General features: G+C 59.4%; 7 protein-coding genes. 6 read left to right on the top strand and 1 reads right to left on the bottom strand.

Annotated elements, in window-relative coordinates:
* The first annotated feature begins 36 nt into the window (after positions 1-36).
* The 5 genes from BBIA_RS00560 (at position 37) to BBIA_RS00540 (ending at position 6,826) form a co-directional block, all read left to right on the top strand.
* The gene (locus BBIA_RS00560) at positions 37-939 is read left to right on the top strand and encodes a sulfite exporter TauE/SafE family protein (RefSeq protein WP_033492461.1); all 903 of its coding nucleotides are present in this window, start codon (positions 37-39) and stop codon (positions 937-939) included.
* Positions 940-1,454: 515 nt separating this feature from the next.
* Positions 1,455-2,711, top strand: coding sequence for a trans-sulfuration enzyme family protein (locus BBIA_RS00555; RefSeq protein ID WP_033492463.1), 1,257 nt, complete (start codon positions 1,455-1,457; stop codon positions 2,709-2,711).
* Between the two features lie 426 nt (positions 2,712-3,137).
* The gene (locus BBIA_RS00550; protein ID WP_051923595.1) at positions 3,138-4,469 is read left to right on the top strand and encodes an O-acetylhomoserine aminocarboxypropyltransferase/cysteine synthase family protein; all 1,332 of its coding nucleotides are present in this window, start codon (positions 3,138-3,140) and stop codon (positions 4,467-4,469) included.
* A 199-nt stretch (positions 4,470-4,668) separates the two neighbouring features.
* On the top strand, positions 4,669-6,150 hold the full coding sequence (locus tag BBIA_RS00545; protein WP_033492464.1) for a hypothetical protein: 1,482 nt from the start codon (positions 4,669-4,671) through the stop codon (positions 6,148-6,150).
* A 310-nt stretch (positions 6,151-6,460) separates the two neighbouring features.
* Complete coding sequence (locus BBIA_RS00540) at positions 6,461-6,826, top strand: hypothetical protein (RefSeq protein WP_033492465.1); 366 nt, start codon at positions 6,461-6,463, stop codon at positions 6,824-6,826.
* A gap of 71 nt (positions 6,827-6,897) precedes the next feature.
* Here BBIA_RS00540 and BBIA_RS00535 read toward each other — a convergent pair whose 3' ends face one another.
* Positions 6,898-8,157, bottom strand: coding sequence for an ATP-binding protein (locus BBIA_RS00535; protein WP_033492466.1), 1,260 nt, complete (start codon positions 8,155-8,157; stop codon positions 6,898-6,900).
* A gap of 298 nt (positions 8,158-8,455) precedes the next feature.
* Here BBIA_RS00535 and BBIA_RS00530 point away from each other — a divergent pair, with 298 nt between their 5' ends.
* Positions 8,456-12,715: a SpaA isopeptide-forming pilin-related protein gene (locus BBIA_RS00530; protein ID WP_035137886.1), complete on the top strand. Its 4,260-nt coding sequence runs from the start codon at positions 8,456-8,458 to the stop codon at positions 12,713-12,715.
* Positions 12,716-12,740 lie beyond the last annotated feature (25 nt).

The raw sequence follows: 12,740 nt of genomic DNA, 5'->3' as shown, positions 1-12,740 counted from the left end.
ACATGCGGGCGCGAAAATGCGAGGGAGGATGCGCGCATGATTGCCGGATTTTCGGTGCTGACGCTGTTTCTGATTCTGCTGGCCGGCATCGGCGCCGGATTCGTCGGATACGCGGTGGGCGCGTCGTCGCTCGTCTCGTATCCGGCGCTGCTCGCGCTCGGTATTCCGCCGGTATTGGCCAATGCCAGCAACACGGTCGGCGTGGTCGGCACCGGCGTCGGCGGTCTGATGGGCGCGCGGAAGGAACTCGCCGGACAAACGCTGCGCTCCGTCACCTACATCGCGATCGGCGCGGTAGGCGGCATTCTCGGCGCGCTCCTGCTCCTCGGCCTCGACCCGAGCGTGTTCGAATTCCTTGCGCCCGCACTCATCCTGTTCAGCGCGCTCATGATCGCATTCAACCCGCGCGGCCGCATGCAGGCCAAGCAGGCCGCGGCCGACGCGCAGGCCCAGCTCGCCTTGATGCAGGAGGCTGGGCAGGATCCAGCTACAGCTGGTAAGCCGGGCGCGCACGGCAAGCCGTCGGTCGCTGCGAAGACGATCAGCCCGGAAGACCGGCTCGTGCAGCCCATGCGGCAGGACTCGTGGTGGGTGTGGCTCGGCGTGGTCGCCGTGGCCATCTACAGCGGCTACTTCGGCGCGGGAGCCGGCACGGTTGCGCTCGCCGTGCTCGACGCGGCCAACATCGGCCCGTTCCACAAGATCAACGCGCTCAAGACGCTCATCGGCACGGGCGCGAACATCACCGCGTCCGTCGTGTTCATCGTGCGCGGCGTGGTCGACTGGCCGGCCGCGATCATGCTGTGCATTGGCTGCTTCATCGGCGGCTACATCGCCCCGCCGATCACGCGCAAGATCCCGGCCAACGTGATGCGTGCCGCGGCGGTCATCGCCGGCATCGTGCTCACCATCGATCTCGCCGCCAAAACCTACTTCTGACCGGTATCGGAGTTCCGAAGGCCGCCGCTGCGTCGCACTTGACGAGGAGGCAGCCCCCGCGGTTTGTTGTGGGCGGTCCATTGCGCGGGGCATATCGGATAGACCTTCGAAGTTTTGCTGCGCTGGGAGTGGCCTTGGCGGGGTGAATCGTCGAAGGTCTAGCTTTTTTGCCGCGTTGAGGGTGCTTGACGGGGCGGAATGGTTAGATCTTCGAAGTTTTGCTGCGCTGGGAGCGGTGTGAGCGGGGCAGATTGCCGGAGGTCTAGCTGATCTGCTTCGCTGGGCCGGAAGGCGGGGTTGGAAGGCGGGATTGGAAGACTGAGTCATAAGCGCGGCTGTAGCGTCCCATAAGCAACGCGTATAACCACGCCGGGGAGGGCGCGGGAATCGCCCGGTATAGTCGTGCTCGGTTGCGGGAAACAAGCGGAAACGCGCGGACACGCGCCGGACAGGCATCCGAAAGCAGGTCATTCCGCAACGAACGAACAACGGACAACATCCCAAGGAGGTGCGCCATGACGAGGTTCAACACTCAGCTGGTCCACGGACTGCCGGTCAACGACAACAACACCGGTGCCGTGAACCCGCCCATCTACAACTCATCCACGTATGCTTTTGAATCGGTCGAGACGATGCCCCGCTGGGACTATTCGCGCAGCGGCAATCCGACCCGTGAGTTCCTCGAGCGCCAGATCGCGCAGCTCGAACACGGCACGCGCGGTTTCGCGTTCGCATCCGGCCTCGCCGCGATCCACGCGGTGCTGAGCATCTTCAAGCCGGGCGACCGCATCGTCGTCGGCAAGAACATCTACGGCGGCACGTATTCGCTGTTCAACGAGTACTTCGCCGAACGCGGCATCACGTTCGAGCCGGTGGACACCGCCGACTACGAGGCGCTCGACGACGCGGTCGCCGGCCGCAAGCGCGTCACGTTCGACGGTCGCGAGCTTGAGGCGACGATCCCGGCCAAGGCCGTGTATTTCGAAGTCCTCACCAACCCGCTCATCCAGGTCAACAACGTGAACCGCATTGCCGCGGTCGCGCACCGCCACGGCGCGATCGCGATCGTCGACAACACGTTCGTTACCCCGTACCTGCAGCAGCCGCTTGACTTGGGCGCGGACGTGGTCATTCATTCGGCCACCAAGTATCTGGCTGGTCATTCCGAAGTGACTGCTGGACTGGTCGTCGTGCTCGACGAGGAGATTGGCCGCAAGATCTACTTCGCACAGAACCGTTTCGGCGGCGTGCTGCAGCCGACCGAATGCAACGACGTGCGCCGCGGCATCCAAACGCTCGCCCTGCGCATGGACCGCCAGCAGGCGAACGCGCAGGCGATCGCCGAATACCTGCTCGCGCATCCGCTGGTCAAGACTGTGCACTATCCGGGCGTGCAGCGCGATCATGCCAAGGTGCTCGCCGAGAACGGTCTGCGCGGTTTCGGCGGCGTGCTCTCGTTCGAGGTCGTGCCGGGCGTCGACCCGGGCGTGGTGCTCAACAATCTGCGCATTTTCCGTCTTGCCGTCAGCCTTGGCGCGGTGGAGAGCCTTGCCGAGTTCCCGGCGCGCATGACGCATTTCGAACTGCCGAAGGAGGAGCGTCTCAAGGTCGGCATCACTGACGAGCTGATCCGTCTTGCCATCGGCATTGAGGATGCGACCGACCTGATCGAGGATCTCGGCCAGGCGCTCGACAAGGCGTACGAGGTGTACGTGCGCGACCATGCGGAGGCCGAGTCGCTCAGCCAGCTTGCGTCCGGCGTGTTCGCGTGAGCGATGCCGCATGATATTGCCGTTTGCCACGTTGCGGCCGTGACGGTTGGGGGACCGTTGCGGCCGTGGCCGGTGATCGCGACCGATGGATGTGATCGATGATCGCGGCGGATGGCCGTGGCCGGTACGGATTGTTGCTGCGTCTCGCTTGCTTGATGATTGATGTTTGACGATGTTTGATAGTTGATAGTTGATAGTTGATAGTTGATTGTGATGCCGAACGAGCCGTCGATGCGGCAGGATTGGGGAAACCGGTCGCGTCGACGGCCCGTCGCCGTTGGGCCCATTATCTGTGCCGATACCTCGCCATAAGAAACGGTTGTATCGATCAACCCGTGTCGGGGCGTACGATTCTCTAGACTGAAGCACAGTTTGTCGTTTGTTCGCCGGAACGTCAGCAGGCGTTTCGGCAGAGGGGAGCAATCCATGTCGTCCCAAGCCGCGAGCCAGGGCAGCCAGCCGAGCCAGTGTCAGGGCTTCGCCACGCAGGCCATCCATGCCGGTTACAACCGCCAGAAGAACGCGGACGCCGTAAGCGTGCCGATCTACGCCTCCGCCGCGTTCGATCTGGAGGACGCCGCCCGCGGTCGCGCGCTCGCCGCTGGAGACATTCCCGGATTTGAATACTCCCGCGTTGCCAACCCGACCGTCGACGCGCTCGAACGCCGTCTCGCCGCGCTTGAGGGCGGCGTCGGCGCGGTCGCGCTGTCCAGTGGCATGGCGGCCGTTTCGTACGCGCTCATGTGCGCGGGCGAGGGCGGCGGCCGCATCATCGCGCCGACCAACCTGTACGGCGCATCCGTCGACGCACTCGGCGACTTCCTGCCGCAGTTCAACATCCACGCCGACTTCGCGCACAATATCAACGATCTGGCTGAAGTCGAGTCACTGATCGGCCCGGACACGCGCGCGATCTACGCGGAAACCGTCGCGAACCCGTCCACCGAAATCACCGACATCGAACCGCTCGCCGAACTCGCGCACCGCCACGGCATCGCGCTCATCGTCGACAACACGGTTCCCACGCCGTACCTGCTGCGTCCGATCGAATTCGGAGCGGACATCGTCGTGCATTCGACGACCAAGGGCATCACCGGCCATGGCAACGCGATTGGCGGCGTGATCGTCGACGCGGGCCGTTTCGACTGGACGAACGGCCGTTTCCCGCAGTTCACGCGCGAAGAGCAGGTGATTGCGGACGGCGACGGCACGCTGCGCAGCTTCGCCGGCAAGTTCGGCAACGAGGCGTTCATCAAGCGCATCCGCGTCAAATACCTGCGCACGTTCGGCGCGGTGCAGAGCCCGTTCAACGCGTACCTGCAGCTGCTCGGCCTCGAGACGCTGCCCGAGCGCGTGAGCCGCCAGGTCGCGTCGGCCACGGCCATCGCGTCGCATCTGACGCGCACTCCGCATGTCGTCAAGGTCAACTATTCCGGTCTCGGCAACACGCCGCAGTTCGAGCTCGCGGCCAAGTACTTCCCGGACGGCGTGGGCCAGATCCTCTCGTTCAGCGTGGACGGCGACGTGAACAATGTGCGCCGCATCCTCGACGGCACGAAGATCTTCTCCTACGTGCCGAACATCGGCGACGCACGCTCGCTCATCGTCGACCCGGCGAACATCACGCACCGCGAGGTGCCGACCGCGTGGCGCGTGGCCGCGGGCGTGAACGACAACCTGCTGCGCTTGTCCGTCGGCTTGGAGGACGTGAACGATCTGATCGCGGACCTCGATCAGGCCATCGCGGGCGCGTACTGATTCGGTTTTTGCTCCGTGTGATTGCGGGCTTCTCGGCTGTGTGCCGGGAAGCCCGTTTTGCGTTGTCGGGCTGTGTTCCCGATTGTGCCCGATTTTGTCCGGTTATAAGGAGTGCCACCGGCCGCGGGTGCCGGCGGCAAGGCCCCTCCCGTGCCGCGGATGCGCGGGAGGATACAAGGGCCGGAAGGGAACATGCGGTATGTGGATCAACGACAAGGGCGGCTACGATTACGCGATTCAGCGGATCAGCGATCATCGGTTCTGCGCGAACGGCGACGCGGATGAGGCGTGGACGAGCGACTATGACGCCGTATGTCTGGCGGAGGGCATGTCGGGTCCGGAGTATTGGAGAGATTCGGTATGGGACAGGTTTTCCTGTTTCCTGACCGACGACATCACCGCGGAGACCGACGATGACTGGCCGGAGGATTATGCCTACGAGCTTGCCCGCAACCATGTGCGGGAGGGATACCGTCTGGTCCGTCTGCCGTTCCTGAACGAGGAACTGTATTTGACGGACGAGAACGGCCGTGATTACGGGGAGGGCGAGTCGCCATTCTTTGACGAGGATGACAACATCGACATCGTTGCCGTGCGCGACTACGTGTTCGGCAAGGGTGGGGCGATCGCCCTGCCGGGGGAGAAGGTACCGAAGGACGCGTATTGGGCGGCTTGCAGCGCGAAGGAGCTGCGGTGGCGGCTGTGCCCGATCGAAGACGGCACGGATCCCGAGGGCGGTTTGGACGTGCTGACGCCGGTTTCCGCGCGTTTGGCACGGCCGGCACGGTCGGCGGGTTCACGTTCGGACGTTTCGGCTGGTTCCCGTGCCGCCGCGGCGAGCTCGAAGGGCACGCGCGTGCAGACGTCGGACCAGTCGATTCGGCGGATGATGGACGGTCTTGACGACGAGATTGACGAGTATCTGTCGCAGAGCTCATGGTCGTACACGGATTCGTTCGCGGTGACCGGTCCGCGTGGCTGCAAGACCGCCGCCAGTGCGGCGCGCGCGTTGCAGCAGCGCATTGACGGCTGGGATTACCGGACCATGCGACTCAAGGTCGTGCGCTTCCGCGACGTGCCGGAGCCCATGCCCGGCGAGGACGGCAAGCTCAAGGGCGCGATCGTGTTCGAGCGTGACAGCGTGGGCAATCAGGTGCAGTATCGCGTCTCGCACTTGGGCATGTGGTGCCCGCGCAGGGCTGCCGAGTTCGCATGGGCCGATCAGGAGCACGCGTATCTGCGCGCCTCGTTCGAGATGGCCGACGACGGTTCCGTGTCGCAGCATGTGAACGGCAACTATTTCAGCATTCACGCCGGGTTCAGCTACGACGAGTTGGCGAAGGCGGGCCTGATTGCCGGGGAGGATGATCCGGCCGGGGAGATTTCGAATGACGTGCTTGGCATTTGGGATCGGACGACTGGTTGGGTGCTGCCCGTGCCGTTGGATTCGGTGATCGTGTGGCGCGCGTTCGGCGAGGGACGTTCGAATTGTCTTGACGTGTATTGCGGCCGCAAGTGGCGTGTGGACCATCGCCGGTGGGCGCTGTACTACGGCAATGATCCGGGCGACCTGTCGGAGGTGAAGGTGCAGGTGCGCGCGTTGGAATCGCAACTGGAACTGTTCCTCGTGATGAACAGCCCCCGCAACCCCTGGAATACCCGCGGCGAATGGGACGACTAACTCATCCCTCCCTCGGCTCCCATCCGTCTTTCTCGGCTCCCCTTTCAGGACGCTGCCGTTAAGCAAACAGCAGAGCTGTTTGTAGGCAGCGTGCGAGACGACAGTCGAGCCAGCAAAGCGCGGGCGCAGCCCGTCCATAATTGCGGGATGCTGCCGTTAAGCAGACAGCAGAGCTGTTTGTAGGCAGCGTGCGAGCTGTTCTTTTTTTCTCTCGCTCCCCTTGTCAGGGGAGCTGTCAGCGAAGCTGACTGAGGGGTAGTCATACCCATCGCATTAACGAAAAGCATCGTGGTTCATAAGGAGACCAACTATGGAAACAGCAACAAAGCTAACAACGCAAGTAAAGCCGGACACCACTCCAGACCGTCAGATCGATGGTGGCAACTTCGACAACGAGTTCTTCGGCGGCGGAGGCGAAGAACACTCCTGCGAATGGGAGGAAGGTATTTGCAGCCGTCTCGGCACCTGCTATATCGGCAACCCGTGCGGCGACCCGAAGTGCGAGGCCGTCCACCTGCACTATTACTGCCTCCGCCACTATGGCTTGGAACTCGCCCGCATCATCAACCACCTCCAATACTGCAACGGCTTCGACAACGCCCACACCCCCGAGGAACGCCATCTCCTCATCCTCCGCCACATCAGCGAATGGGGCCGCCTCGACTCCGCCGAGTGATCTCCATCTCCAAATATGAGGGTTCGCAAGCAGCATCTCACAAAGTGTGATGCTGCTTCAACGCGGCCGTACTACTCACAGAACGCATTCGGTTCCCACAATGCAGTGACTGGTAAGGCCCAAAGATTGCCGGGCCATTTCATGATGGTGGAACCAGTGTAAATAAGGTATCCACGATGAAAACGAGGATCATTGGAAAGCTGAGCCAGCCCCTTAAAATCATCGCGGTTGATTTTGGAGGAAGCTTTGACTTCAATGCCGACGAGACGATTGCGTCGTTCCATGACCAGATCAACCTCTTTGGGACTGTGACCAGGTTCGCGCCAGTAGAAGCAGTCTGGGTGCGTATGTGACCACTGAACGGCGGGAACAATTTGGTTGACAACGAATGACTCAAGTATTCCCCCGTAGGTGACAGGGTCGATGAGCGGATCTTTACCCTTTGAAAGCAACGTTTGTACACTCAGCGACGTGTCGACTGGATGCAGTTTTGCTCGCGTGAATGTCTGCCGGTTGGGGGCGGTCTTGATATTGGGGAGCGTATGGATAAGGAAGCGGCGGATGAACACTCCTACGTAGCGTTCCACGGTTCGGCGGTCCAAAGCAAGTTGATCTCCGACGGAGCTGGCATTGAGTATGCCTCCTGGAGAGCACAGGATGCGTTCCAAGATGGTGCGTGCGATGACTACGTCGAGTTTTTCACCCGGCAGAATGGTGTCGCCCAGTACAGTCGCGATGTCATCGGTTATCAAACGTTCCCTCTCCCATTCTTCGTATTCGCTGTATTGCGACGAGTATTCCGGGAATCCGCCGGCTGCCATGAGGTCATATAGCGTGCTGCGTTCGATGCCATTGTCATAGTCGATGTTGGGTTCGCTGCTCCACAAGTCGTCGACGATACTGCGCTCCACTCCTATTCGCTCGCGTTGAGTCAATGGACACATTGTGAATCGCTGTACGCGGCGGGCGAGTGGATCTTGTCCGTCCAATCCTCCGCGATTGATAATCGCACTGCCGGTGAGTAGGAAGCTGATGCTTCCAGTTGACAAGGTGTCAACAATCTCCTTGATCTCAAGAGGTAGCTCGGGAATGCGCTGCGCTTCATCAATGATTACCGGGATGTGTAACTCATTGAGCCATCCACGCAAATCAGCAAGAGCTAGTTGACGGGTGTTTTCGTCGGCCAAGGTTACATAAGAGAAGCCAGATGGAACCAGTTGCTTGTTTGCCATCATGGTCTTTCCGACCGCCCTGGCGCCTTCGAGAATCACGGTCTTGCGTTTTGCCTGCAGGATGGGAGCGGCCAATGGTCGGGGGATATAATTCGTCATGTTCAAAATTATATACTACGGATGTACAAAAATTTCAGCATTGAGTGTATAAAAATTTATACATTGAATGTACAAAAATTTGATCACTGGATGTATGAATCGTGAATCATTGGGGCTTTGCTTGCGGATGAAGTGTCGTGAGATGATGGCCTGCACCTTGCCCTGGCGTGGTTCTTCGCGACATTGTTCGAGCCAAAAACTGACACGAGTAACATCCTGTCGGGGGTACGGGTGTACCTTAATGGTTTAGAAGAGCAGGTACAACTTCGATCAAAAGTGATCAGGAAAGACACGAAGTATGGGTTTTCGTCGTAATCAGCACGACCGGCACGCGCGTTGGATCAAGGCCACGGCACTCATCACCGCCGTCCTCCTAGGCCCCCTCTACGCCGGCGTAGCGGTCGCCGACGACTCCACCAGCACCGTGACCCCCCCCCTCAGCTCTGACCAAGTAACCTCCGACTCCAGCGATTCAGCCAATTCCAACCCTTCGACATCCACTGAATCCCCTGATTCCACCTCCTCCGACACCAAGTCGGACGATGCTGTATCCTCTGATACTTCCACTGCCTCCGGCAACGAAGCCACCAACAACGACGCATCCAACGGCGGTCAGAACGCCGCCGCCCCCGCAGCCACTGGCGACTGCGCCGCCGTCGCCGACTGGACCACCCTCAAAACCTGCGTTGAAGCCGGCGGAACGGTAAACATTGCCCAGCCGATTGCTGTTGCCAAAGGTGGATTCATTACAGTCACTAAGGATGTCACCCTCATTTCTCGTATCCCCCTGGATTCCGACAGCAAGAAATACCCGTCCACGTTCCAATTCGAGAATGGTGACAATGCCGGTTCCCTGTTCGTTATCAACGCCGGTACTCTCACCATCGGCACCAATGCCGACGATCAGGCGTTCACCTACTCCGGCACGGAATCCGCCCCCATTACTCGCCGCTTCGCCACCGTCAACAACAACGCCGCCCTCACCATCAACGGCGGTACGTTCAGTTACATTACGGTCGGCGATCTGGTTGACGTTGTAGAAGGGAGCGTTCAAGACAAGAACGCGAAATGGGCGACAGCTGGTGTTGCCATCAACCGTGGTGGCACGATCACCGTGAACAGCGGCATTTTCGACCGCGTCAACACCGACACACAGAACAGTTTTTTCACCGGCGCATTTCAGCAAAAGGGTGGTTCCATCACTGTCAACGATGGCACGTTCTCCAATAACACGGGCGTGCGCGGTTCGGTCATCTCCAATGCGGTCGCTGGCGGGAATGAGAAGAGTTCCATCACTATCAACGGTGGCACGTTTGACAATAACAAGACGACATTTGCTGGCGGCGTCATCATGCAAAACGATGGCGCAGGTACAACTACCATTGACGGTGGTACGTTCTCCAATAACACCTCCGGCAGCAAGGGCGGCGTAATTCACAACAACGGCACGTTGAATATCAGTGCTGGCACATTCACCGGCAACAAAGCACTTGGTGCCGGCGGCGGCGCCATCTCGCAGGATGGCGGTTCCACCATCATTGTTCCCGACGAAGATGCCGAAGATGGCAAAATCCTGTTCTCACAGAACGGCCAGACCTATAGCGAAGACGTACTGAGCAAGTGCAACACCACGACAGGCGACGTTGACGGTTGCCACGGTGGCACTGGCAATGGCGGCGGCGCCATCAACGCATCCGCCGGTCTGGTGCGCATCCAAGGCAACGTAATCTTCAACGGCAACTATTCCAATGCGTGGGGATACATGCTCGGCGGTGGTGCCATCTATATGAAAGGCGAGCTGTGGATCCAAAATGATAGCAAAGGCAACAAGCCGCGGTTCGAGAGTAACTATGCCGGTGTCAGGCAGCGCGAAACCAATACGGATGGTTCCGTGAAAACCACATTGCGCGGTGGCGCGGGCGGTGCGATCTTCCTGCAGGAAGGAAGCGTTTCCACCAACGCGGATGGCAGCAAGAACTACACGTCCAAGGCATACATCATGGGCGGAGAGTTCGTAAACAATACCTCCGGCTATCTTGGCGGTGCGGTATACACCGAATCAAAATCAGTTACTTATATCGCCAAGGCCGTCGCGACTGGAAATGTCGCAGGGCATTTTGGTGGCGGCCTATGGCTGTGCCCGTCCGGTACCGGTGCCGCATCCAAGGGTGGCAATATCGCTCTGTTCGGCAACAAGGTTGATAAGTTCATTGACCCGAACCAAGGCAATGAGACCATCGCTAATACTGATAATCGACAGCCGTATAACGGCAGGGCGATGATCTCTTGGGATAACGGTGCCGATGACAATGACCGGAGGCATGGCACTGTGCAAGGAGACGGCACCGAGGCCGGTGCCGATTTTGCCATCATGAATCCCATGTGGAAGGGCGAGATCGAAAGCACGAATTTTCAGCTCATGGACACATGGTTCACCGATCGCACCAAGTCGGTTGTGGACTGGTATGAAGACGGAACGCCGATCAAGTCGGCCAGTGGTTTTCAGGATTACTTCCAGGATCCGACGGCTACGACGAACAGTAGCATCTGGCATCACAACGATGGCGGCGGCACGAACCTTGCCGTCACCATGACCGGCGACCGGTTTGTCGACGGACGGACTGGTACCAAAATGAGCATGGGCGCCGATCATACGCATGTCATCAACCTCACACGTAAGTTGAAGGCTTCGAATGATTCGGAAATTACCACTGGAGTGGCGCTCACGGCCGTCAAGGCGGCCGGCATGACGGATGCACAATGGGAGTCGGCCAAGCAGGGAGCGCTGAACACCGCGAGCGTGCTCTTCACCGGCAATGCAGCTCGTTTGTCCGGCGGCGCGTTTGCCACCAACGGCGATGTGAGCTTCTCCACTCCGTATACGACATCGTGGGGCAAGGTCGACGGGAGCGGGAAAGAACTGTCCGGCTCGCAGTGGGATCTGACGACGGCAAAAACGACGGTAAATGCCGCTGATGTCGTATCCACGGCCGCCACTGAGGAGAAAGCCATGATCGCCGCCGTGAAGAAGTCCGGTGTGAGCGGTCCATACAACGTCGACTACTATCCGACGCTGTGCAAGGCGACATACGCTGATGATAAAACGATTGCTGCATATGATGCTGGATATACATCAGGCAGATGCTGGAAACCGACTTTTGAGGGGTATCAATCCAAGTCAGGTACTGACCCGGTCACTGGAGAACCAACGGTAACCGTTTCATTTACATCAGTGACGTTATCCGCAATCATTATCGACAATACAGGTAAGGGCGGCACCTATGTCGGCTTCGACAACAATCCCGACGGCGGCGGCTTCGATCTCAACAATCTCGCTCCCGGTACGTACACGGTAACCGAGCGCGTCGCCCCGACCGGCTACGAACTGAATACGAACGAGTATCGATTCGTGATCACCAGCGGTCAGGCGAAGTGGCAGAAACTCGATGCTGACGGCAATCCGTCCGGCGATTTTACCGAAACGGATATCAACATCCCCGACAAGGCGCTCCCGGGCGTTTCGTGGGGTAAGGTCGATGCCGATACGGCTGAGAAACTACCGTATTCCGAATGGACGGTGACTAAATACCAGTCCGATGGCGCAACGCTTGACACTAAGTCCCGCTGGACCGTGCAGGATTGCGTCAAGGTCAAGGACAAGGATATCGATTGCGCCCACGCTGAGAATGGTGGCGAATATCTTGCTGATCATTCCAATGACGCCGGCAAGTTCAACATCAGTGGTCTGCAACCGGGCAAGTATCTGTTGCAGGAAACCGTCATCCCGAATGGATATTGGAATCCTGAAGACGGTGATCGGTATGAGTTCACGATTCCTGCCAATGCGCAGGAGACGGTGAAGTTGACGAAGGTCGATGCACAGGCCGAAGTCACCGATATCGCCAACAAACTGCCGCAGATCGCGTGGAAGAAGGTTGCCAAGGACAGCGGTGCGGTGATTGTTTCCGGAAAGAGTTCGTGGACGATCACCGGACCGGAAGCTGTGATTGTACAGGGCGATGTTGAGACCGACGCCACGGCTGAGGCGGATTCGGTGACTGCCGCTGTGGTGGACTGCCAATCGTTAAGCGGGTCGACTGACCCGTGTAGTGGTCATGCCACTGGTCTTCAGACGCAGACTGATAAGAGCGGTAATGCCGTTTCATATTCGTACAACGATCTGAACAATAATCTCGGCCAGCTCAAGGTATCCGGTTTGCAGCGTCCGACTTCGGAACAGGCGGATCGTGGCATCGTATTCCGGTATGTACTGACTGAGACGGCAGCGCCGGAAGGTTATATGAAATCGACTCAGCAATACGTCTTCACTATCGGAGCAACGGAATCCACGTCTTCATTGAACATGGGCGCAACATGCTCGGCTGAAGCTGGTGGAACAAACTGCATTCCCAATGTGCGTATGGTGGCGGCGTTGCCGTTTACCGGTGGTTGGGATGATCGTGATTGGTTGTGGTTTGGTGATGCGTTTGTGGCTGCGGCGGCGTTGGTGCTGGCGTTGTCGAATGAGTATCGCCGTCGTAAGGCGGTGATCGCATGATCGCGCGTCACTGTCACGATCCGGG

This window comes from Bifidobacterium biavatii DSM 23969 (genome assembly GCF_000741165.1).
GTDB lineage: Bacteria > Actinomycetota > Actinomycetes > Actinomycetales > Bifidobacteriaceae > Bifidobacterium > Bifidobacterium biavatii.
Note: the sequence above shows the minus strand (reverse complement) of the source record. Positions and strands in the feature narration are given on the sequence as shown.

Excerpts from the sequence above, each read along its gene's own strand:
- BBIA_RS00560 (WP_033492461.1), top strand. The coding sequence starts at position 37 with ATGATTGCCGGATTTTCGGTGCTGACGCTGTTTCTGATTCTGCTGGCC.
- BBIA_RS00550 (WP_051923595.1), top strand. The coding sequence starts at position 3,138 with ATGTCGTCCCAAGCCGCGAGCCAGGGCAGCCAGCCGAGCCAGTGTCAG.
- BBIA_RS00555 (WP_033492463.1), top strand. The coding sequence starts at position 1,455 with ATGACGAGGTTCAACACTCAGCTGGTCCACGGACTGCCGGTCAACGAC.
- BBIA_RS00535 (WP_033492466.1), bottom strand. The coding sequence starts at position 8,157 with ATGACGAATTATATCCCCCGACCATTGGCCGCTCCCATCCTGCAGGCA.
- BBIA_RS00545 (WP_033492464.1), top strand. The coding sequence starts at position 4,669 with ATGTGGATCAACGACAAGGGCGGCTACGATTACGCGATTCAGCGGATC.
- BBIA_RS00540 (WP_033492465.1), top strand. The coding sequence starts at position 6,461 with ATGGAAACAGCAACAAAGCTAACAACGCAAGTAAAGCCGGACACCACT.
- BBIA_RS00530 (WP_035137886.1), top strand. The coding sequence starts at position 8,456 with ATGGGTTTTCGTCGTAATCAGCACGACCGGCACGCGCGTTGGATCAAG.